Genomic DNA, 23233 nt, shown 5'->3' on the forward strand with positions numbered 1-23233 from the left:
GCCACACCCTCGCCCGCCCCAGCATTCGGGAGGTACATTCATGTCCACGGCATGGTCGAGTTCGGGTCCCATTCCCCAGCGGGACGAAGAACAGCGGCTGCGCGAGCTCGGCTATCAACCCGTGCTCGCCCGCCGCATGGGCGGCTTCGGCAATTTCGCCATCAGCTTCTCGGTCATCTCCATTCTCTCCGGATGCATGACGCTGTACGGCTTCGGGCTGGACACCGGAGGCCCCGCGGTCATGATGTGGGGCTGGGCCGGAGTGGGGCTCTTCGTGCTGTGCGTCGGACTCTCCCTGGCCGAGGTGACCAGCGCGTACCCCACCTCGGGGGCGCTGTACTACATGGCCGACCGGCTGGGCGGGCGGACCTGGGGCTGGTACACCGGCTGGCTCAATCTGCTGGGGCTGCTCGGGGCCATCGCCGGAATCGACTACGGTGCCGCCCTGTTCACCGGCGCGCTCTTCAACCTCCAGTGGGGATTCGATCCCACACCGGAATCGACCATGGTCATCTTCGTCTGCATCCTGCTGGTGCACGCGGCGCTGAATCTGTTCGGGGTACGGCTGGTCAGCGTGCTCAACTCGGTCAGCGTGTGGTGGCACTTGGCGGGCGTCGCCATCATCGTCGGCGCCCTGGCGATCGTGCCCTCCCACCACCAGTCGCCCGAATTCGTCTTCACCGAATTCGTCAATGACACCGGCTGGTCGAATCCGCTGTATGTGACCGCGATCGGGCTGCTGCTCGCCCAGTACACCTTCTCCGGCTACGACGCCTCCGCGCATCTGTCGGAGGAGACCTCCAACGCCTCCGTCTACGCCGCGCGCGGGATCGTCCGCGCCATCTGGGTGTCCTGGGTGGCCGGGTTCGTGCTGCTGGCCGGGCTCACCTTCGCCATCCAGGACTACGCCGGTACCCAGAAGAGCGCCACCGGGGTGCCGCCGGCGCAGATCCTGATCGACGCCCTGGGCACGGGCGGTGCCACCGCGATGCTGCTCATCGTCATCGTGGCGCAGCTGTTCTGCGGCAACGCCGAGGTGGCGGCGGCCAGCCGGATGGTGTTCGCCTTCAGCCGGGACGGCGCGCTGCCGGGCTCGCGGCTGTGGCAGCGGGTCAGCTCCCGCACCCAGACACCGGTGCTCGCGGTCTGGCTCTCGGTGGCGGTCGCGGGTCTGCTGGCCCTGCCGTCCCTGTACTCCGAGACGGCCTATGGCGCGGTGACCGCCATCAACGTCATCGGGATCACCCCCGCCTACGCCATCCCGGTCTTCCTGCGGCTGCGCGCCGGGGACCGGTTCCAGCCGGGCCCGTGGAACCTGGGCCGCTGGAGCAAGCCGGTGGGCTGGACAGCGGTGGTGTGGGTGGCCCTGGTGACGGTGCTGTTCTGCCTGCCGCAGTCCAGTCCGGTGACGGCCGACTCGATGAACTACGCCTCGATCGCGCTGGCCGTGGTGCTGCTGCTGGCCACGGTCTGGTGGTTCGTGGCCCGCCGCTCGTACAACACGCCCTCCGCGTACGGCACCGCGCGCGAGCAGGCGGAGATCGCCGAGGGCATCGTCTGAGAGGTCCTTCGCCGGAGCCGGGTGCGGAGCGACCCCTCCGCACCCGGCTCCACGCGTTCCGGACTCATCCGGAACGGCGCAGCGACTCGGCCGGGGGCCGTTCGCGGCCCGCCCCATAGGCGAGGAAGTACGCGGGCGCCCGCTTCAGCCAGGGCGCCCTGGTGAGCAGCACGGCCAGCCGCAGCGGCTCCCCTCCGGCGGCCGGTGAACGCCCCTCCAGCAGCGGCGCGATGACCCGTGCGTGGGCGATCCGCTGGAGTCGCTGCGTCGCGGCGGCGGTCGGCCACCGGCGGCGCTGGACGGCGCGTACGTCGGCGAGCCCCACGGTGCCCTCGCGCAGCGGCCGGACCAGATGGCGGGCGGCGGCGACCGCGTCCTGGACGGCGAGGTTGATGCCGATCCCGAACACGGGCGACATCGCGTGGGCCGCGTCCCCGATGCACAGCAGTCCGGGGCGGTGCCAGCGGCGGAGCCGGTCCATCCGTACGTCCAGCAGCTTCACATCGTCCCAGGACCGCGGGCGCGGCCCACGGCCGCTCTCCTCCGGCCCCAGCCTCGTCCCCAGCCGCGTCCCCAGCCCCAGCCGCAGCCCCATCCATGGGGTGGCCTCCGTGAACGAGGCGAGGAACCGGTCGAGACCCCCGGCGCGGCAGGTGGCGTCCGACCCCTTGGGGATCAGGGCGGCGCACTGCCAGTAGTCCCCCCGGTCGATCATGGCCGTGAGAAAGCGCTCGCCGGCATTGCCCACCAGCCCCTGGGGGTCGCTCTCCTGGCGGGGCAGCCGGAACCACCAGACGTCCATCGGACAGGGGAACTCCCGCAGCCCCAGCTCGGGCAGGGCGCGGGCGAGCGACCCCCGGCCGTCGCAGGCCACGGTGAGGGTGGCGCGCAGCTCGCCGGTGGAGCCGGTCGCGCGGTCGCGGTAGCGCACTCCGGTGACCCGTCCGCGCTCCATGAGGAAGGAGGTCACCTCGGTGTTCATCCGCAGCCGGAAGGTGGGCTCCCGCTGGGCCTCATCGGCCAGCAGATCGAGCAGATCCCACTGCGGCACCATCGCGACGTAGTTGTACTTCCCCGGCAGTGAGCCGATCTCGCCGACCGTGAACAGCTCGCCGTCCCGCCCGATGGGCAGCTGGACGGAGTGCACATGCCGCTGCGGCAGGGCCGCGAACCGGTCGGCGAGGCCCAGGTCGTCCAGCAGCCGCAAGGTGCTGGGGTGCACGGTGTCACCGCGGAAGTCGCGCAGGAAGTCGCCGTGCTTCTCCAGGACGGTGACCGCCACCCCGGCCCGGGCCAGCAGCAGGCCGAGGACCATTCCGGCGGGCCCGCCGCCCACCACACAGCAGGTGGTCCGCTCCATCTCCCGGCTCCCTTCGACATCCCCGAGGCCATGGGCACCCTCTCAGGAGGAATTACCCGGCGGCGCCGCGCCACACCGGTGCCGCGGGGGTGCCCGGCCGCCGGTTCACGATCGGCTTGAATCTTCCCGGCCCCGCGTCCGTATCCCCGCGTGATGGTGTGGGGCGCATAAGGAGGTCTGTATGGCAGCCGAACCCGATCCGGACCGGCCGGCCGGGCGTCAGGTGATCGAGCCGACCGCCATCTTCCCCGCGACGCCGGAGTATGACGACACCTCGGAGCGGCCGGTCGAGGGGTGGATGGAGGAGCTCGACCTCTTCCGGCCGCCGGGCAGCGAGCTCCCGCCCGAGGCGCCGCCCACGGCCGATGAGGACACCCAGGAGATCACGGGCGGCCCGGCCGCGGCCGACGCCTGGAACCCGCCGGACGCCGAACCGCGCCGCCCGGACACCCCGCCCGCCCCGGCCCGACGGCAACTCCCCCGGTCCGCCCTGCTGGTGCTGGCCGGGCTCGGCGCGGGGGTCGCCCTCTCACTGGTGGTGATGGTGGGCCGGGACTCGGCGTCGGGTGCGGCCGAGGGCGGCGCGCCGACCGCACCGACCGCGCCCGTGACCTCCGCCCCGCCGGGGACGCCGAGCGCGCCCGCTTCGCAGGCCCCGGGCGACGAATTGCCGCCGCCGGGGGATCCGGGCGATGTGCTGACTCTCGGGGACACCGGCCCGGAGGTCACCGACCTCCAGCAGCGTCTGCTGCGGATCCCGAACGTGTATCAGGGCGGGCAGGTCAACGGCCAGTACGACCAGGCGCTGGCCGAGGCCGTCTCCCGGTTCCAGGTGTGGTACGGGATCCGTGGCGACGCGAACGGGGTGTACGGAACCGCCACCCGGCGCGATCTGGAGTCGCGCACCTGACCGATCACGTCCCCACGTCCCCACGTCCGAAGGCGGACGGCGGGGCGGGGTCCGTCAGACGGCGCCGAAGACCTGGGTCCAGTACGTGCCCGCGCGGCTGCCGGTGGCGTGGCCGACGCCGATATGGGTGAAGTCGGGCTTGAGGATGTTGGCGCGGTGGCCCGGGCTGTCCATCCAGCCGCGCACCACCTCCGCCGGGGAGCGCTGGCCGCAGGCGATGTTCTCGCCGATGCCGCGGTGCGTGGCCCCGGCGGCCCGGGCCCGGTCCCAGGGCTGATGCCCCTCGGGGCCGGTGTGGGAGTAGAAGTCGCGCGCCACCATGTCGTCGCTGTGCGCCTGCGCGGCCGCCGCCAGCCGCGGGTCCGGGGCGAGGGGTGCGAGCCGGGCGGCGGCGCGCTCGGCGTTGGTGAGGGCGATGACCTCGGAGGTCAGGCGCAGCAGCCCGTCCGGGGTGAACGGCCGGGCCCACACCGCCGTCCAGTAGACGTCCCCGGTGGTGGGGCCGTCGGCGCGGCCGATCCCCAGGTGGACGAGGGCCGGGTCGTGGAACGGGCCCCGGCGCTCGGCGCCTTCGAGGCAGTAGTCCACGAACTCCCGCGGGGTGCGCGGCCCGGAGACGATGTGCTCGGCGACAGTCAGCGGGGTGTATCCGTGCGCGGCGATCCGGTGGAAGAGCGATGTCCCGTCCGGGCTCTCCAGCGCCAGTGCGCCATGGGCGGCCATGGCCCGGGCGTGCGCCTCGGCGGCCGCGGTCAGCCGTCCGTCGAGGGCCACGGGGGCGGCCCCGGCCCGTGCCCGCGCCGCGTTCACCACCTCGAGGGCCTGCCGGGCCGCCCCGTCGGCGGGTGCCGGGGCGGGAGGCGGGGGCGCGGCGGAGGCTCCGTCGTCGGTGACGTCGACGCCGAAGTCCCGGGCCACACCGGCGAGTCCATCGGCGTAGCCCTGGCCGATCGCCCGCACCTTCCAGCCGCCGCCCCGGCGGTAGATCTCGGCGAGCAGCAGCACCGTCTCCTGGGACGGGCCCGGAGGGGCGAACCGGGCCAGCGGCGCTCCCCTGTCGTCCAGGACGCTCAGCACGGGCGCCGGGAGCCGTCCGAGCGGGGTGCCCGGATCGGCGGGGCTGATGACGAGGGTGACCCGGGCGGCGCCGGGCCGCAGCCCCCGCGGCCGCAGGGTGACGGTGTCGCCGTCCAGCCGGGCGCCGGGCGCGGTGGGCTGGTTGAAGAAGACGAAGTCGCCGTCATCCGCGACCTTTCCGTCCTCGCCGGTGATCAGCGCGGACAGGTCGAACGGGCCGGGCACCCGGATGGTCAGCGCGCCGTCCGGCAGCGCCTGGTTCCCGCCGGGCACCAACTCGCCCATGTCCGCTCCTCACCGCCGCGTTCATGGAGACGAACGCGTCATGTGGGCAACGCCCGGGCTCCCCCGGCGGTTCCGCCGGTGCGCGGGCGCGGCCGTCAGACCGGCACCGCGACGTACTTGTACTCCAGGAACTCGTCGATGCCGACGCGGCCGCCCTCACGGCCGAGCCCGGACTGCTTGACGCCGCCGAAGGGGGCCGCGGGGTTGGAGACCAGACCGGTGTTGAGGCCGACCATGCCGACCTCGAGCCGCTCGCTCACCCGCAGCGAGCGGCCCAGGTCCTGGGTGAACACATAGCCCACCAGGCCCCATTCGGTGTGGTTGGCGGTGGCGACGACCTCGTCCTCGTCGTCGAAGGTGAGGACGGCCGCCACCGGTCCGAAGATCTCGGTCTCCATCAGCCGGCTGGCCGGGGAGACGCCGGTGAGCACTGTGGGCGGGTAGAAGCAGCCGGGGCCGTCGGGGGCGCTGCCGCCGACCAGGACCTCGGCGCCGCGCGCCACGGCGTCCGCGACCAGTTCCTCGACCTTGGTACGGCCGGCCCGGTCGATGAGCGGCCCCACGTCGACACCGGGCCGGCTGCCGGGGCCGACCTCCAGCGCGCCCATGCGGCGGGCGAGCCGGTCGGCGAACTCGGCCGCGACGGAGGAGTGGACGAAGAACCGGTTGGCCGCCGTGCACGCCTCGCCCATGTTGCGCATCTTGGCGGTCATGGCGCCCTCGACCGCGGTGTCGAGGTCCGCGTCCTCGAAGACGATGAAGGGGGCGTTGCCGCCCAGTTCCATGGAGGTGCGGACCACCGCGGGCGCGCACTGGGCCAGCAGCGTGCGGCCGACCTGGGTGGAGCCGGTGAAGGAGAGCTTGCGGACATGTCCGCCGGTCAGCAGCGGCTCGACGACCTCGCCCGCACGGGAGGTGGTGACCACGTTGAGCACCCCGGCCGGAAGCCCCGCTTCCGCCAGGATGCCGGCGAGCGCGAGGCTGGACAGCGGGGTCTGCGGGGCGGGCTTGAGCACCATGGTGCAGCCCGCGGCGATCGCCGGGCCGATCTTGCGGGTGCCCATGGCCAGCGGGAAGTTCCACGGCGTGATGAGCAGACAGGGGCCGACCGGGCGGCGCATCAGCAGCATGCGGTTCCGGCCGTCCGGCAGCGTGGCGAACCCGCCCTCGATGCGCACGGCCTCCTCGGAGAACCAGCGGAAGAACTCCGCGGCGTAGGCCGCCTCCCCCCTCGCCTCGGCCAGCGGCTTGCCCATCTCGGCCGTCATCAGCGCGGCGAGCGCGTCGGCCCGCTCCGTGATCAGCTCATAGGCGCGGCGCAGGATCTCGCTGCGTACGCGGGGCGCGGTGGCCGCCCACTTCTCCTGGGCGTCCTCGGCGGCGGCCAGGGCCCGCTGCCCGTCGGCCGGGGCGGCGTCGGCGACCTCGCACAGCACCTCACCGGTGGCCGGGTCGTCGACCGGCATGGTCCGGCCGCCGGCCGCGTCGGACCATGACCCGGCGATGTGGAGCTGCTTGGGCACCGCGGCGAGGACCTCGGCGGCCGAGGGGTACGAGGGGGTGGGCATAGGGGCAATCTCCTTCGTGACCGCCGCCGGTCCGAGCGGTTTCGGACCGGCGGGCGGATCGGGCTCCCGTGTGGGCGGATATGCGGTGCGCGTCAGGAGTCCGCTGTGCCGGCGGTGACGGCGGCGGACCAGGCGCGCAGACCCTCGTCGATCGCCGCTTCGTCGACGACGAGGGCGGGGATCATCCGGACCACATGGTTCCAGGCCCCGCACAGGAGCAGCAACAGCCCTTCGTCCACGGCGGCGCGCTGCACCCGGGCCGCGGTCGCCGGGTCCGGCTCGCCCTCCTCGGTGACGAACTCGCTGGCCAGCATGAGGCCGAGGCCGCGCACATCGCCGATGGCGGGGGTCTTGGCGGCCACCTCCTCCAGGCCGCCGCGCAGCCGCGCCCCCATGGCCTCGGCGTTGGCGACGAGGTTCTCCTCGCGGACCACGTCGAGGGTGGCGACGGCCGCCGCGCAGGCCACCGCGTTGGCGCCGTAGGTGCCGCCCTGGGAGCCGGGCCACGCCTTGCTCATCAGCTCCTCGGAGGCGGCGATGCCGGACAGCGGGAAGCCGCTGGCCAGCCCCTTGGCGGTGACCAGGATGTCGGGCTGGACGCCGAAGTGGTCATGGCCCCAGAACCGTCCGGTGCGGCCCACCCCGGTCTGCACCTCGTCCAGGATCAGCAGGAAGCCATGGCGGTCGGCCCGCTCCCGCAGACCCTGGAGGAAGCCCTCGGTGGCGGGCACATAGCCGCCCTCGCCGAGCACCGGTTCGACGATGATCGCGGCGGTGTCGTCGGGCGGGGAGATGGTCTGGAGGACGTAGTCCAACTCCCGCAGGGCGAACCGGGTCGCGGTCTCCTCGTCCCAGCCGTACCGGTAGGCCGTGGGGAACGGGGTCACCACGACACCGCTCATCAGCGGCGAGAAGCCGGAGCGGAAACGCGTTCCGGAGGTGGTCATGGAGGCGGCGGCCACGGTGCGGCCGTGGAATCCGCCGTGGCAGACCAGGACGTTGGGCCGGCCGGTGGCCTGGCGGGCCAGGCGCAGGGCCGACTCCACGGCCTCGCTGCCGGAGTTGGTGAAGAACAGACTGTCGAGGCCGGCGGGAAGCACCTCGCCCAGCTTCTCGACCAGCCGCCGCAGCGGCGGGTGCATGACGGTCGTGTACTGGCCGTGGATGAGGGTGCCCACCTGCTCCTGGGCGGCGGCTACGACCCGCGGATGGCAGTGCCCGGTGCTGGTGACGCCGATGCCCGCGGTGAAGTCGAGGTATCGCCGCCCGTCCTCGCCGTCGACATGGACGCCCTCTCCCCGGACGGCGACCACCGGAGTGGCCTGACGGAGCTGCGGCGACAGATTGGTCATGTTCTCTCCCACACCCACGGATCGGCGATGCGCTCGGACACTTCGAGGGTGATGGGGCGAACCCGGTCAGGACAATGATCACTGTGTCGCGGGGTGGTGATCGCTATGGACGATCTGTCAACGACGCCGGGCGCGGAGTGTGTCAAGAGGCCGGCCGGGATCGTGGTTGCGCACCGGGCGTCGGCTTGCCAGAGTGAGGCGTATGAACGGCTCCGGCGGCAATGCGTACGACGCTGCCGGGCGGCCGCCGGCCCGGCCCGCCGGGCCCCCGACGGCCCCTTCCCGGCCCGCCGGCCTCCCGCGGGTCCCGGGGCGGCCGCCGCTCAGCCTGGCCGAGGTGCTGCGGCTTCCGGTACTGGCCGCCGGGGCGCCGGAGGTGGTGTCCGGCCATGGGCAGCTGTCCCGGCCGGTCCGCTGGGTCCACATCACCGAACTGCTCGACCCGGCGTCCTTCCTCAAGGGCGGGGAGCTGGTGCTGACCACCGGGATGCCGCTGCCCGAGGACCCGTCGCTGGTCCGCCGGTATGTGGACGAGCTCGCGGACATCGGCGCCGCCGGGCTGGTCATCGAGCTGGTGCGGCGCTACCACCGGCCGCCGTCCGAGCTGGTACGAGCGTGTCTGGCACGGGACTTCCCGCTCGTCCTGCTCTCCCGGACCGTGAACTTCGTGGAGGTCACCCAGGTGCTCCACTCCCTGATCGTCGGCAGTCAGGTGGAGAGCCTGCGCCGGGCCCAGGACGTCCATGACACCTTCACCGCGCTGACCCTGCGCGGCGCCGGGCCCGACGAGGTGGTGGGCATGGCGGCCGAGCTGAGCGGGCACCCCGTGGTGCTGGAGAACCTGGTGCACCAGGCCGTGATCTGCGGTTCGCCGGGAGGCGGCGTGGAGGGGGCGCTGACCGGCTGGGAGCGGCGGTCGCGTGCCACGCCCTCCCCCGACCGGACCGGGCTGAGCGGTCCGGAGGACTGGCTGGTGGCCGCGGTGGAGTACCGGGGCGAGCGGTGGGGGCGGCTGCTGATGCTCCCGGACGGGGCCGGGGACCCGGCGGTCGGCCCGGAGGACGCGATGGTCCTGGAGCGTACCGCCACGGCCCTGACCATCGCCCGGCTCACCCATCACACCCGCTGGGAGCGGCGGGCCCAGCGCACCCTGCTGCTGGACCTGGTGGAGCAGCGCTGCCGCTCCAGGGGCGAGGCCCGGGCCAGGGCCGAGGCGCTGGGCGTGCCGGTGGCGGGCCGCCGGCTGATGGTGGTGCTGGTCAGCCCGGGACCCGGCGCCGGGGAGACGACCGAGCTCGAAGACCGGCTGACGGACGAGCTGGGGGCGGCCGGGGCCGCCGTACTGGTCGGCGCGTTGCCCGGTGACCACATAGGGGTGCTGCTGGCCCTGCCCGCCGCCACGGCCTGGCGGCCGCTGGTGGAGCGGCTGAGCCGGTCGGTGCGGGAGTCCCGGCCGGACGCCGTGATCAGCGTCGGCTCCGAGGTGTCGGATCTCTCCCAGACCGCCCGGTCGTTCCAGCAGGCCGCGCGGGTCGCGGACGCCGCCGTTCCGGGGACGCCGGACAAGGCGTTCCATGAGCTGTCCGATATCGGGCTGCGGCAGTTGCTGTACGCGCTGCGCGGCGATGTGCGGCTCCAGGAGTTCGTGGAGCGGCAGTTGGGGCGGCTGGTGGACTACGACGAGCGGCATGGCACCGATCTGCTGCCGGTGCTGCGCACCTTCCTGGACGCGGCGGGCAACAAGACGGTCGCCGCCAAGCGCGCGAATCTGTCCCGGCAGGCGTTCTACCAGCGGTTGCACTCGATAGAGCGGGTGCTCGGCTGCGATCTGGAGTCCGGTGAGCAGCGCACCCAGCTCCATGTGGCGCTCACCGCCTTCCATCTGCTGCGGCTGTCCCGGGGCCCGGCCCCCTCCTGACACGGCGACGCGCCACGGTCGGCCCGGGTCCGGGCCGGCCGTGGCGCGTCTGTCGACATCCGCGGCGCGGGCGTCATTTGATGAAGTCGTCGACGACTTTCGGCGGCCAGCAGCCGACGTTGAGCACGCCGATGGAGTAGGCGCGGGAGACGAGGGCCGCGCGGTTGGGGACCCTCAGCTTCCGCAGCAGTCGTGTCACGTGGTACTCGACACCCTGCCGGCTCAGGTACAGCCGGGAGGCCAGGGGGATGGTGGAGAGCCCGGCGGCGATCCCCTCCAGGATGCGCGCCTCGGTCTCGGTGAGGAGCTTCTTGCGGTTGGTGACCATCTCCACCTCCTCGCCACCCGCCGTGGGACGCAGCACCACCAGGATCGAGGCGACATGGGCGGTGCCCTCGCGCACGGCGACGGCCGTGAGCGCGCTGGTGAAGGCGATCCCCTCGGCCCCGACGGCCACCACATGGGTGGTGAACCGGTGGCGGGAGCCGTCGAGGAGCCGGGTGAACTGCCGTTTCAGCCCCTGCCGGACGCTGGGGTGGACAAGCTCACAGAAATCGCGGCCGCACACGTCCACGGAGGCATCGTCGAACTGCCGGAAGAATTCCCGGTTCGCCTGCTGGACGGTGAGCGACGGGTCGAGACAGACGACACATGCCCCTGGCTGGTCGAACTGGCGCAATAGATCCGTGTACTCGGTCTGCTCGCGTCCAAGCTCGTGGGGGGTTGGCCGAGCCGAATCCGCTAGTAAAGGCAATGCCAAGGGACTGCCATCCCTTCCTAATCCTCAGTATTCGGAATCGAATATCTATATTCAATTCCAAATGTTCATTTCAGAATTGAGACTAGGGATCTACGAGCACGGAAGTCAACGTCAACAGGGGTGTCACCACCCAATCCCGTGGTGGGGTCCGCCGAAGGTTCGGTCCGAACCCCACCTCTTCGGTGGGCCGGTACGGTGGGTTCACGAATCCTCGTCAAACACCGACCAATTATCGTCGTTAACTCTCCGTTCACAAATCCATGCGGGGCAGCAGCTCGATGAGCTCGCGCCGGCCCGAGACGCCCAGCTTGCGATAGGAACTGGTCAAGTGCTTCTCGATGGCGCGGGAGCTCACCCCCAGCTCAGCGGCGACCTCCTGGTTGGTGAGGCCGCGTCCGACGAGGGAGGCCACGGTGCGTTCGGTACGGGTGAGGGCGGCCTCGGGCGCGGCCGCGGACGCACCGCTGCCGTCCGCGGCGCGAATCCGCTCGACCAGCCGTGGCGCTCCGCACGCCGAGGCCAGGGCCGCGGCCTCCCGCAGGACCGACGCCGCCTCGCCGCCCGGTCTCAGCCGCTGGCCCAGCTGCACCAGGGTGCGGGCGAGTTCCAGTTCATTGGCCGAGGCCCGCAGCACATCGACCGATTCGCGCAGCAGCCGTACCGCCGGGTCGCCCTCCATCAGCCGGGCCTTCACCCGCAGCGCGCGGCCGAGCGCCACGGGGGCGCCCCACTCCTTCGCCCGCAGCAGCTCCTCCTCGGCCAGCGCCGCCGCCGCGCAGGGGTCGCCGACCCGCCGGTGGAGGTCGGCCGCCCAGGGCCGCCAGGAGAAGAGCACGGGGTTGCGCCAGCCCGACGCCTCCAGCTGCCGGCCGCAGGCCAGAAGGGTTTCCAGGGCGCTGGTCCAGCGGCCGTTCTCGGCGTCCTGCGCCGCCTTGACGAACTGGAGCGCCGAGGTCAGGGCCAGGCTCGAACTGCGGCGCCGCCCGGGGCCGTCCAGAATCCGCTCGATCAGCACCGAGTCCTGGAGGTCCAGGGCGACGCGGGTGAGGGCGAGGGTGGAGACGACCCCGGCCTCCTGCCAGTGCACCTCGGCCAGCCGCACGGCGCGCTCGGCGTACTCACGTGCCTGGGCGACGCGTCCGCGGGCGCTGAGCACCATCGCCTGCTGAACGTTGACGAGCGCGTCGACGGCCGTACCGCCCTGCCGCCGGGTCTGCTGCTCCATCGCCAGCCAGGAGCTGATCCCCCGTACCGAATCGGCGGCGACCAGCCCGATCACCACCAGCGGCAGCGGGGTGTGGACCTGTTCGGAGGTGGCCGGTTCGCGCTCCAGGATGCGGTTGGCCAGCCGGGAGACCCCGTCCGCGGGCCAACGGGCGGTCAGCACCGCCGCGTTGAGCAGCACCGAGGTCAGCTCGCGCTCGGCGGAGGTGATCAGCGCGGGCTCCTCCCCCAGCGCGGACAGCCGCTCCACCGCGGCGGCCAGCTCCGCCGGATCCTCGTGTCCGGCGTGCCGCAGCCGCGCCTCGAGCCGCAGCGCCACATCGCGCGCCGCACCCTCCAGCGAGTCCGCGGGCCCCAGGTCCTCGGCGACCTGGTGCAGCAGATCGCCGACGGACGGGGGCCCCAGGCCCACGATGGTCGGTGAGATCCGCAGGGCCGCGGCGGCGCGGAGCCTGGCCGTGGTCAGCAGCGGTATCGCCTGTGAGATATGGCGTTCGCAGGCGGCCGGGTCGAAGCCGCGCTCCGCGGTGGCCAGATCGATCAGCAGCCGGGCCCGGCCCTCCCCGCTCAGCGAGCCGTCCAGCAGGGCGCGGCGCAGATAGCGGGCGGCGGTTCGCGGCGCTCCGCGGCGCAGCGCGGTGTCCGCGGCGGCCCGCAGCACCTCCACCGCCCAGGGGTGGTCCGAGCCGGTGACGGCCAGGAGCTGGGCGGCGACCAGTTCGGCGGGGCGTCCGATGTGGTACAGCAGGCCCGCCGCGGCGTCGTGCAGCCGCTCCCGCTCGGCCACGGTCATCGAGGACTCGACCGCGTCCTGCACCGCCCGGTGGAGAAAACGCAGCTCCTGCTCGGTGGCGAGCAGCCCCAGCTGGTGGAGGTGGCGCAGCGCGGCCTGGAAGCCGATCGGGTCCAGCCCGGCCAGCCGGCCCAGGAGTTCCGGTTCCGCCTGGTCGCCGAGAACCGCGATGGCCGCGGCCAGGTCCCGCACCGGCCGCGGCTGGGCGCGCAGGGAGCTGGCCAGCCGCTCGCGCAGCTGGGCGGGGCGCATGGAGCGGGCCGCCTCGACATGTTCGGCGATGGGGCGGTGGCCGCTCATGGCCAGGCCCGCCAGCACCGACTTCAGGAACAGCGGATTGCCCACGGAGGTCTCGTGGCAGGCGCGGGCGAACTCCTCGTCCCCCGGCACGCCGAACTGCTCGTGGATCACTTCCTTGGTGGCGCCCAGGGACAGCGGCGCGGGGCGCAGCTCCCGCCGTGCCGCGTCGACCATCTCACGGAGCAGCGGGTCCCCGGGGCGCCGGTAGCCGTCCCGCAGGGTGCAGACGACCACGGCGCGCAGCCCGTGCAGCCGCTTGACGAGGAAGGCGAGCCAGCGCAGCGACGGGGTGTCCACCCACTGGAGGTCGTCCACGAGGATCAGCATCGGGCTCTCGGCGCTGACGGTGGCCAGCATCGAGCGCAGGCCGTACAGCGCCTGCTCGGGGATCGTGGGGGTCCCGTTCTCGTCCAGGAGCGGGGCGTCGTCGCAGAAGACCGTCCGGCAGACGTCGTCGTCCGCCTCCAGCCGGCGTCCGCGGGCCTCTTCCGGGGCACCGGTCAGCAGGCTGTCGAAGAGCTGGCGGACGACGCCGAAGGCGAAGTCCTGCTCCATCGGCGCGGCGTTGGCGCGCAGGACGCGGATCCCCTCGCCCTCGGCGAGCGTCGGCAGCTGGTGCAGCAGCGCGGTCCGGCCGACGCCCAGGGGGCCGGTGAGCAACAGCACTGATGAGCTGCCCTCCGCCGCGGCCCGCAGCGCCTCCGCGACCTGTGCCAGCTCGGTCTCCCGTTCAAGCAGCACCCGTGCCGCCTCCCTTCGTCGCCCGCAGCAACCCGATCAGCTCCGCGCGACCGCTGATCCCCAGCTTCCGGTACGCGCCACTGAGCCGTAGCTCCACGGTCCGTCTGGTAACAGAGAGGGTTTCGGCTATCTCCCGGTTGCCATGGCCGAGTCCGACGAGGACCGCGGTGCGCTGCTCGGGTTCGGTCAGGGTCTCCCACTCCGGGTGCGGGACGCGTCCGCCGGCGGCGGACGGCCCCGTACGCTCGGACAGCTCGCGCACCCGTGCGACCAGCTTGCTGGAGGACCGGTTGGCGATGACGAAGGAGAACAACTCGGCCACCAGGGGGCCCGCGGCCCGCGGGTTCCCCGCGTCGAACTCGGCCGTGGCCAGTTCCATCAGCGCCCCCGCGTAGGCGAGCCGGGCCGGGGTGCCGCGCAGGGTGGCCACCGCTTCGCGGAGACGGTCGACCCGTCCCTCGCGAACCACCCGTCCGACGCCCAGCTGAGCCCAGCCGATCGTGTTGGGGGCGCCCCATAAACGGGCCAGCGCGAGCTCCTCCTCGGTGAGCCGCCGTGCCTCCCCGTGGTCGCCGAGGGTGTCGTGGACCCGGGCGGCCATCGAACGCCATGGCATCAGGGCGGGGTTGATCCGGCCACGGCCCAACTGCCATCTGCCGGTGGCCCGGAACAGCTCCAGCGCCTCGGGTATCCGGTCCTGTTTGAGGGCCACCAGCGCCCTGGCGAAGAGCAGATAGCCCCAGGAGGCGCCCTCCCGCGACTCGGCGGGGGCGGACCCGGCCGCGAGCACACCGGCCTGGCCGAGATCGCCGTTCTCCAGCGCGATGAGGATCCGGGCGGCCATCAGATACGGGACGGTGTAGCGGTGCCAGAGGGAGCGGGGCAGCGACCGCTCCGCGGCGGCCACGTCCCGTTCGGCCATGTCGAGCCGGCCGCGCCGCAGGTTCAGCTCGCCGCGGACGGCCAGGACCTGGGCGGCGGCCGCGCGGGCGTGCCGTCTGCGCAGATCGGTGTGGAGCACGTCGAGCCGGACCTCGGCCTCGTCCAGGTCGTCGGTCAGCAGCAGGGTCCGGGCGGCGGTGAGCCGGGGCAGGATCAGGGCCCCCGCACTGCCGTCCACCGTGAAGACCCGCTGGGCCAGCGCTCGTGCGGTGGGCAGGTCGTCGCCGCGCAGGGCCAGCCGCCAGGCGCGCGCCGCGGCCTGCGCCGGGCAGATGGGATCGTCGGGCAGCGGCGGGATCCCGTCCGGGATCAGATCGGTGTCGTCCTGCCCGTCGGACTCGGTGAGCCAGAACAGCCCGGCCAGGGCGACCCGTTCCTCCCCGTAGGTCGAGGGCAGCACATCGGCGATCGCGCGGCGCAGGGCCTTGTCGTCGCCGCGGGAGAGCCCCAGGTCGGCGGCGCGTGCCCGGATCCGGCCGGGGCCGCCGTCGCCGGTACGGATGATCTCCGCCAGCCGGCGGCCCGCGGCCTCGGGGGCGGCGAGCACTTCGATGGCGGCGAGTTCGAGGCCCAGCTGGGCGCGCGGCGCCGGATCCAGCGGCTCCTCCAGCGCCCGCGACAGACAGGCGATCGCCTGGGCGGTCCGGCCCGCGCGCAGCGCGGCGGCGCAGGTGCGGCGCAGCACGGGGATCACCCACGGCTCGTCGACCGGGCCGGCGGCGAGCAGCAGCCGGGCGATGTCCTCGTCGGGTACGGCCGCGCGGTAGGCCAACTCGGCGGCACGGGCGTGCAGTTCGGCCCGCTCCTCGCCGGGCATCTCGGCGAGGATCCAGCTGCGCGCCTCGGGCCGGCTCAGCCGGAGCCCGGTTCCGGAGGCGGTGGCGAGCCCGCTTTCCTGGAGCGTCTCGGGCAGTCCTGGCTCGCTCGCGGCGCGCGGGCCGGCGAGCGCGTACAGCAGGGAAAGGTCCAGCAGATCGCCGCAGACGGCGAGGGCGCGGACGACGGCGACGGCCGTATCGGACAGCCCTCCGAGCACCCGGAGGACGTGTTCACCGCCCACGGCATCGGTGATCGCGCACAGTTCGGGCACCCGCCCGGCCACCGGTGCGTATCCGCGTTTGGTGAAGCGGCGCAGGGCCTCGGAGAGCACCTGGGGGTTGCCCGCGCTCGCCTCCAGGGCGGCCGAGGTGAAGGCGTTGTCGGCGGGGCGGCCGCAGATCAGGGCCACCGTGGCGGCCACGTCGCGCATGGCGAGCGGGGCCAGTTCGAGTTCGAGGGTGATCACCTGCTGCGGTGCGGTGGAGAGGGAGCACGCACCGGGGCGGAGCCGGCCGGTGCCGCTCACCAGCAGGACCATCCGCGCGTCGGAGAGCCGCCGTATCAGCGCCCCGAACCAGCGGTGCGAGGCCGGATCCAGCCATTCCACATCGTCGACGACCAGCAGGGTGGGGCGGTCACGGCCGGTCCGCAGCAGCTCCGTCAGGCCCGGTAAACGGCTCTCGGGCCCATGTCCGGTCAGGGCCTTCAGCGTGCCTTCGGTGAGTCCTTCCATCGGGGCCAGTAACTGGCCCACCACGCCGTAGCGCACATCGCGCTCGCCCGGGGTCGCCTTGGCGCGCAGCACACGGAAGCCCTGGTCCTCGGCCAGCCGGGCGGCGAGGTTCAGCAGACGGCTCTGCCCATAGCCGGGCCTGCCGATCAGCGTCACCACAGAGGAACGGCCCCGGCCGAGATCGGCGACGGTCTGGGCGAGCATGGCCTGCTCTCGTTCACGGCCGGGGAACGGGAGCCCGTGGAGCTGCATGGTGTGACTATATGCCTGGGCCGGGGCACAAACGCGTCACCGAGCCCCCCGCGTGTGCGTCAGCGTCGGCCGCGCGAGGCGGAGACCCACGCCGGGGCCTGTGGGTCGGGAAGGCGCGGGGTGCTGAGCACCGAGGCCAGCTCCCCGCGCTGACTGACGCTCAGCTTGCGGTAGACGCTGGTGAGATGGGTCTCGACGGTGCGTACGGTGACGAACAGCGACTCGGCGATCTCGCGGTTTCCCGCTCCGCTCGAGGCCATTTGGGCCACCTTGCGCTCGGTGCCGGTGAGCAGGTCGACCGGTGAGGCGGTGATCTCGCGCATCCGGCCGCCCGCGGCGACCAGCCGGTTGCGGGCGTCCTTGGCGAGGGCGAGCGCGCCGCAGCCCTGGGCGAGGTCCACGGCCGAGCGCAGCCGCTCCCGGGCGTCGCGCGGCCGTCCGATGTCCAGCAGCGCCCCGCCGAGCAGGAACTCGGCCCGGGCGTGCTCGGCGCGGGCGGGCGAACCGGAGAAGTGCTCGACCGCCTCGGTGAGTCGGGCGATGCCCGCCTCGCCGGGTGTGGTCACACCGCGGGCGAGTGCGGCGAGCCCGAAGGCGCGCGGGGTGCTCCAGCGGCGGGCCAGCTCGGCGCCATGCTCCACCAGGTCCCCCGCCTCGTCCGCCCGCTTCTCCGCCGCGAGCACACAGGCCGCCTCCGCCCACCAGGGCAGGAACGCCGGGTTGGCGAAGCCGGACTCCTCCAGGGAGGCGCCGCAGTCGAACAGCAGCCGCAGCGCGCCGGAGCTGTCGCCGAGCGCCCAGCGGGCCCGGGCGCGGGCCATGAGGTACCAGTGGTACTCCATGACGAACCCTTCCAGGTTCGGCCGGGTGACGGTGGCCAGCAGCTCCTCGGCCCGCTCCGGTTCGCCCCGGTCGATCAGGATCGTCGCAAGCGCCGTCTGGGGCATGGTCACATTGCCGCTCCAGCGCTCGTCGGCGATGATCTCGACGGCGGTCTGGGCGTCGGCGAGCGCGTCGGGGATCGCGCCGAAACCGTGCATCAGCAGGGCGCGGTAGGACAGGGTGATCACATACGACCACACCGCGGCGTTGTCCTGGCCCTGGCGCAGCGCGTGGTCCAGCGCGCCCATCGCCCCCTCGACCTCGTCGGCCAGCCCCAGGGTGAACGCGGAGAAGAGCAGCGACCAGTTGTCGAGCCGGTCCGAGGAGCTCAGCGCGCGGCGGGCCTGCCCCACCGCCCGTCGCACCGAGCGGCCCTCCATCGCGGACAGGACCGTCATCATGGCCAGCATCTGCCGCTGGGCGGGGGTGTCCCCGGCGGGTTCGGAAATCCGCGCGAAGCGCTCCCGGACCGTGTGGATCGTGGCCTTCTCATCGGATCCGCTGATCAGCAGCGTCGACTGGACCAGGGTGCGCAGCTCGCGGTCGCGTGGATCGGGGTCCGGCCCCAGCGCGGCCTCGAGCTCGTCGAGCACCTCGCTGAGCACCCGTACGGCGGCCGGCGACTGCTGGACGGTGAGGCAGGTGAGGCCGAACTGCACGGCGATGGGCGCCTTGGTGCGGATGTCGGTGGCCAGGCTGAGCGCGCGCCTGAGCAGCCGGATGGCCTCGGCGGGATTGATCTCCGCGAGCGCCTTGGCGAGCGGGACATGGGCCGACAGGCTGTCCGGCTCCGCCTCCAGGACCCGGTAGAGATAGCGGGCGGCGGCCTCCGGGGCGCCGCGGTGCTCGGCCTGGGCGGCGGCCTCCCGCAGCACCCAGCCCATCCACGGCTGGGGGGTGCCGGGCACCAGCAGGACCTGGTTGGCGACCTCCTCGGCGGGCCGTCCGGCGTCGCTCAGCAGCAGGGCGGCCCTGGCGCGCAGCTCGGCCAGCGGCTCCTCCCCGGTGGCGTCGAGCACCGCGGAGCGCACCACGTCATGGGCCAGGTCCGCCCGGTCCGGCGCCATCACCTCGACCCCGCGCAGCAGGTCCACGGCCTCCGCGACGCGGGCGGCGGGCACCCCGGCCAGCGCCCCGATGTGCTCCGGGTCCTCCTCCCCGAGCACCGCGATGGCGGTGGCCACGTCCCGGACCCAGCCGGGCCGGGCGTCGAAGAGGGCGCGCACGGACATGGCGACCACGTACTGCCCGACCTCGGCGATCTCGCGGATGCCGCTCTCGTCGGGCGATACGCCCTTGGCCCGCAGCTCGCGCAGCAGCCGGGTGACGGTCAGCGGGTTGCCGCGGCAGACGGCGGCGGCGCGTTCGGCGAAGGAGAGCGCGACGGGGGCCGCGAAGACCCGGCGGGCCATCTCGGCCACTTCGGTGCGGGTCAGCGGGTGGAGGCGGATCACCGAGGAGCGCGGCTGGGCGAGGATGTCCGCCAGGGCCGCGGGGGCGACCGGTTCCGCCTCGGTGCGCTGGGCGAGCACCACCAGCAGCGGCAGCTGGTCGGCCCGGCGCAGCAGGAAGTCGATCCAGCGCAGGGACCGCTCGTCGCACCAGTGGACATCGTCCAGGACGAGTACGAGCGGGCCCTGGGCCATCAGATTGGCCGCGAGCCAGTACAGGCCGTGCAGCACCGGGTAGACGGCGGTGGACGGCCCCTCCTCGCCCGGGTGCGGGCTCAGGGCGGGCAGCGCACGGCGGGCGCTGCCGCGCAGCAGCGGGGAGTCCTGGGCGTCCTCGGCGGAGAGGCCGAGTCCCCCGAAGAGGGCGCGCACCCCGCCGTATCCGGCGCCGGCCACCACCTCACCGCAGACACCGTGCAGAACGGTCATCTTCCGGCAGGCGTCACCGTCGAGAAAGGCGCGCAACAGGCTGGTCTTGCCGATTCCGGCCGGACCGGAGAGAACCACCACCCCGGATCGTCCGCGCTGGGCGGCCTCCGCGTGGGCGGTCAGTGCCTCGAGTTCGGCTACGCGCCCGACCAGCGCGCCGGGTAAACCGGAATCGGTTTTCCGGTCCACCACGCAGCCTCCTCAGAACCACAAAATGCGAAAACTTTCGGAAAAGTGTGCTGCTGCTGCGATCATCAGGCTACACGACCGCGATGACGACGATCAATCTTCACAATGAAGCCCGGAGACGGAAGGTGTGGTGAGGGCCTTCACCATTCCGTCCCCGGGCCGATCGGTATCACTGTGTGGGTACGAGGCGTGAAGTCGTCTATGGCATCTCCCTTCGTCGGCTCACGATCAGGGGGGTCGTTCGCGCTCCGTCCAGGGCGGCTTCCAGGGCGACGGCAGGCGGGTGGAGCTCGAACCAGACGACCTTGCCCGCCGCCGTACAGGTGGATCCCCAGCAGCGGGAGAGCATGTCCAGCAGATGGAGCCCGCGCCCGCCTTCGTCCTCGTCGCACGGCCGGCACACCCGGGGCTGCCCCGGGTCCTCGTCCGCCACCTCGCACCGGAAGGCGCGGTCGACGGAGCACCGGGAGAGCGTCAGACGGATCGGCCCGCCCGCATGCCGCAGGGCATTGGTCACCAGCTCGCTGACGAGCAGTTCGGCGTCGTCGGCGAACTCGTGCAGCGTCCACGCCGTCACCTGGGCGAGCGTCAGCCGCCGGGCCCTGGGCACCGAGGAGGGCTCGGAGGGCAGCAGCCATGACGTCCCGCCGGTGGTGGCGGGAGGCCCGGCCGCGGCGGGCCGGCGCTCGGTGCTCACCGGAGAGGTGTGCGAGTGGGTGAGGATGGCGGCGTTCATGCTGACTGGTCGGGACTGGTCCGGGGGGCGGGGATGGCACGCCCGTCGGGAAGGATTTCACCCGCGTCCGCGAAGATCACCACGCCATTGCAGAGCAGGCTCCATCCCTGCTCGGGGTGGGTGGCCACCAGGCGCGCCGAATCATGGTCCGATGCGTCGGCCGACGGACATGGGGGTTGGTGGAGGCACATGGTCCGAACCTTCGATCTTCCGCAATAGGGCGGCGGAACTCGTCACCGAGGTCACCATCCTGGGTCGGCGCGGCGGTGCGCGGCGAGGGGAGATATCCCCGCATGGGTACCTGAACCCGCCCCCGCCGCCACCGGGAGGTGGCGGCCGCTCACCCTCGGTGAATCCCCGCCCCGGCGGGTCGGGCCGCCCGGCGTGTGTGCGGTGGTTCCCGGCCCGGGCATAGCCTGGAAACAGGGCTTCGGGTCCGCGCGGGCAACGGCCCGGTCCACCCGAGGCCGGTGCGAGGCATCGATGGGTGCGGTGGCGACAGGCACCCCGACCGGGCGACAGACAGTGCGGCTGCCCGCCGAGGTGACCAGTTTCGTGGGACGTCGGCATGAGGCGGCCGAGGTCAAGCGGATGCTGTCCGCGTCCCGTCTGGTCACCCTCACCGGCGCCGGTGGGGTCGGCAAGACCCGGCTGGCGCTGCGGGTCGCGGACGAGGCGCGCCGGGCCTTCCCGGACGGCGTCTGGCTGGCCGAACTCGCCGAGCTGGACAACCCCTCGCTGCTCGCCCAGGGCGTCACCGAGGCGCTGGAGATACGGGACCACTCCTCCCGCCCGGCGATGGACGTCCTCGTCGACCATCTGCGGGACCGGCAGGCCCTGATCGTCCTCGACAACTGCGAACACCTCCTGGAGGAGTGCGCCCGGCTCGCCGACCGGCTGCTGCGCGCGGCCCCCCGGCTGCGGCTGTTGACCACCAGCCGTCAGGCGCTGGGCACCGCCGGTGAGCAGAGCTTGGCCGTCCCCACTCTGGGGCTGCCGGACCCCCGGGGGGCACGGCCCTCCCTCGCGACGCTCGCGCGGTACGACGCGATACGGCTGTTCGTCGAGCGGGCCGCGGCCATCGTGCCCGGCTTCGAGCTCGACGAGGACAACCGGGACGCGGTCGAGCTGATCTGCCGCCGGCTGGACGGCATCCCGCTGGGCATCGAGCTCGCGGCCGTACGGCTGCGCGTCCTGTCCGTACAGCAGCTGCTGGAGCGGCTGGACGACCGGTTCCGGCTGCTCACCACCGGCTCCCGGACGGTCCTCCCCCGCCATCGGACGCTGCGGGCGCTGATCGACTGGAGCTATGAGCTGTGCACCGAGCGGGAGCGGCTGCTGTGGGCCCGGGTCTCGGTGTTCGCCGGAAGCCTGGACCTGGACGCGGCCGAGGCGGTCTGCTCGGGCGAGGGCATCGAGCGCGAGGAGATCCTGGACCTGGTGGCCGAGCTGGTGGACAAGTCGGTGCTGCTCAGGGAGGAGCACCGGACGTCGGTGCGCTACCGGATGCTGGACACGCTGCGCGCGTACGGCCGTGAGCGGCTGGCGGCCTCCGAGGAGGAGGCCGTGCGGCTGCGGCGCCATCGCGACTACTACCGCGGGCTCGCCGCGGACGCGCGGGCCGCGCTCTTCGGACCGGCCCAGGTGCAGTGGTTCACCCGGCTCCATCTGGAGCACGCCAATCTGCGCACCGCCCTGGAGGGCTCCCTGGCCGACCCCGGGCAGGCCGTCCGCGGTCTGGACATGGCCGCCGACCTGCTCTACCACTGGATCACCAGCTACTACCTCGGCGAGGGCCGCCGCTGGCTGGACCAGGCCCTGGCGGTGTGCGCCGAACCCACCGCGGCACGGGCGCGGGCCCTGTGGACCGACAGCTGGCTGGCCGTCATCCAGTCCGACACCGACGCCGCCGCGGCCATGCTCGAGGAGAGCCGGTCCATCGGGACCCGGCTCGGCCTGGACCCGGTGCTCGCCTACACCGCGCTCTACTCCGGCATGGTCGCCATGTACCGGGGCGAGACCCGGTCGGCGATCGCGCTCTACGAGGAGGCCGTCTCCCGCCATCGCGCGATCGGCGACCCGGTGGGGCTGGCCCTGGCGCTCATCCGGCTCTCGCTCGCGCACTCCTTCATCGGCGACTCACCGGGCGCGATCGCGCTGGGCGAGGAGTCGCTGGCGGTGTGCGACGCGTACGGGGAGGGCTGGCACCGTGCCTACACGATGATGGCGCTCGGCGTGGACGTATGGCGCCAGGGCGACACCGCCAGGGCGGCCGCCCTGGAGAAGGAGAGCCTGTCGTTCAACCGCTCGCTGGACGATCCGCTGGGCATCGGGGTCAATCTGGAGGTACTGGCCTGGATCGCGGCCACCGACCGGGACTACACGCGGGCGGCCAGGCTGCTGGGCGCCCTGGGGATCATCTGGCACGCCATCGGCGCCCCGCTGTCCGGCTACGGGCATCTCGTCCATTACCACGAGGAGTGCGAGGCCGCGGCGCGGCGGGCGCTGGGCAAGCCGGCCTTCAACGCGGCGTCCAAACAGGGCGCCCGGCTGTCCTTCACCGAGGCGCTGGGGTACGCGCTCGAGGACGAACTGCCCAGCGAGGAGACGGCGGCGGGCGGGCGGCCGTCGCCGCTGACGCCCCGGGAGTCCGAAATCGCGCAACTGGTCGCGCGGGGGCTCAGCAACAAGGAGATCGCCTCGTCGCTGGTGATCGCCCAGCGCACCGCCGAGGGCCATATCGAGCACATTTTGAGCAAGCTGGGTTTCAACTCGCGTGCGCAGGTGGCGGTCTGGGTAGCGGAACAGCACCGCACCGCCGATGCCGAAGGTGAACACCCGCCGGAGGACACGGTCTGAAGGGGCCCGGATTCTCAAGGGGCAAGAGGCGGAATTCTATTCGACATCGGCGCATGTGTCCCCGAAATTCTCACAAGCCCCACGAAAATCCT

The 23233-nt window shown here is 73.0% G+C and carries 14 protein-coding genes; 4 read left to right on the plus strand and 10 right to left on the minus strand.

Features of this window, described 5'->3' with window-relative positions; all coding sequences use genetic code 11:
* Positions 1-40: 40 nt before the first annotated feature.
* The gene (locus AB0E24_RS17490; RefSeq protein WP_351373359.1) at positions 41-1561 is read left to right on the plus strand and encodes an amino acid permease; all 1521 of its coding nucleotides are present in this window, start codon (positions 41-43) and stop codon (positions 1559-1561) included.
* A 64-nt stretch (positions 1562-1625) separates the two neighbouring features.
* On the opposite strand, the gene AB0E24_RS17495 is transcribed toward AB0E24_RS17490, so the two are convergent.
* Positions 1626-2921, minus strand: a complete 1296-nt coding sequence (locus AB0E24_RS17495) for an FAD-dependent oxidoreductase (RefSeq protein ID WP_359377949.1) — start codon at positions 2919-2921, stop codon at positions 1626-1628.
* 181 nt (positions 2922-3102) lie between these two features.
* On the opposite strand from AB0E24_RS17495, the gene AB0E24_RS17500 reads away from it, so the two are divergent.
* Complete coding sequence (locus AB0E24_RS17500) at positions 3103-3831, plus strand: peptidoglycan-binding domain-containing protein (RefSeq protein ID WP_069860658.1); 729 nt, start codon at positions 3103-3105, stop codon at positions 3829-3831.
* Between the two features lie 54 nt (positions 3832-3885).
* On the opposite strand, the gene AB0E24_RS17505 is transcribed toward AB0E24_RS17500, so the two are convergent.
* From AB0E24_RS17505 to AB0E24_RS17515, 3 genes are all read right to left on the minus strand, one after another.
* Positions 3886-5193, minus strand: a complete 1308-nt coding sequence (locus tag AB0E24_RS17505; RefSeq protein WP_359377953.1) for a CAP domain-containing protein — start codon at positions 5191-5193, stop codon at positions 3886-3888.
* Positions 5194-5288: 95 nt separating this feature from the next.
* A complete protein-coding gene (locus tag AB0E24_RS17510) occupies positions 5289-6761 on the minus strand; it encodes an NAD-dependent succinate-semialdehyde dehydrogenase (RefSeq protein ID WP_069860656.1) in 1473 nt (490 codons plus the stop codon).
* Between the two features lie 92 nt (positions 6762-6853).
* Positions 6854-8113, minus strand: coding sequence for an aspartate aminotransferase family protein (locus AB0E24_RS17515; RefSeq protein WP_069860655.1), 1260 nt, complete (start codon positions 8111-8113; stop codon positions 6854-6856).
* Between the two features lie 202 nt (positions 8114-8315).
* Here AB0E24_RS17515 and AB0E24_RS17520 point away from each other — a divergent pair, with 202 nt between their 5' ends.
* Positions 8316-10031, plus strand: a complete 1716-nt coding sequence (locus AB0E24_RS17520) for a PucR family transcriptional regulator (protein WP_069860654.1) — start codon at positions 8316-8318, stop codon at positions 10029-10031.
* A 73-nt stretch (positions 10032-10104) separates the two neighbouring features.
* On the opposite strand, the gene AB0E24_RS17525 is transcribed toward AB0E24_RS17520, so the two are convergent.
* The 6 genes from AB0E24_RS17525 to AB0E24_RS17550 form a co-directional block, all read right to left on the minus strand.
* Complete coding sequence (locus tag AB0E24_RS17525; protein WP_069860653.1) at positions 10105-10710, minus strand: response regulator transcription factor; 606 nt, start codon at positions 10708-10710, stop codon at positions 10105-10107.
* 331 nt (positions 10711-11041) lie between these two features.
* Positions 11042-13849: an AAA family ATPase gene (locus tag AB0E24_RS17530; protein WP_069860652.1), complete on the minus strand. Its 2808-nt coding sequence runs from the start codon at positions 13847-13849 to the stop codon at positions 11042-11044.
* Positions 13839-16595, minus strand: a complete 2757-nt coding sequence (locus AB0E24_RS17535; protein ID WP_206334050.1) for a helix-turn-helix transcriptional regulator — start codon at positions 16593-16595, stop codon at positions 13839-13841. The genes AB0E24_RS17530 and AB0E24_RS17535 overlap by 11 nt, the downstream gene beginning before the upstream one ends.
* Positions 16596-16654: 59 nt before the next feature.
* The gene (locus tag AB0E24_RS17540; protein WP_069860650.1) at positions 16655-19549 is read right to left on the minus strand and encodes a helix-turn-helix transcriptional regulator; all 2895 of its coding nucleotides are present in this window, start codon (positions 19547-19549) and stop codon (positions 16655-16657) included.
* Positions 19550-19745: 196 nt separating this feature from the next.
* The gene (locus AB0E24_RS17545; protein ID WP_359377961.1) at positions 19746-20282 is read right to left on the minus strand and encodes an ATP-binding protein; all 537 of its coding nucleotides are present in this window, start codon (positions 20280-20282) and stop codon (positions 19746-19748) included.
* The gene (locus AB0E24_RS17550) at positions 20279-20473 is read right to left on the minus strand and encodes a DUF5999 family protein (RefSeq protein ID WP_079152775.1); all 195 of its coding nucleotides are present in this window, start codon (positions 20471-20473) and stop codon (positions 20279-20281) included. Before AB0E24_RS17550 ends, AB0E24_RS17545 begins: the two co-directional genes overlap by 4 nt.
* Positions 20474-20837: 364 nt before the next feature.
* Between AB0E24_RS17550 and AB0E24_RS17555 the strand changes: the two genes are divergently transcribed.
* The gene (locus AB0E24_RS17555; RefSeq protein WP_359377964.1) at positions 20838-23141 is read left to right on the plus strand and encodes an ATP-binding protein; all 2304 of its coding nucleotides are present in this window, start codon (positions 20838-20840) and stop codon (positions 23139-23141) included.
* Positions 23142-23233 lie beyond the last annotated feature (92 nt).

Origin of the sequence: Streptomyces malaysiensis subsp. malaysiensis (assembly GCF_040653035.1) — a bacterium.
Classification (GTDB): domain Bacteria; phylum Actinomycetota; class Actinomycetes; order Streptomycetales; family Streptomycetaceae; genus Streptomyces; species Streptomyces malaysiensis.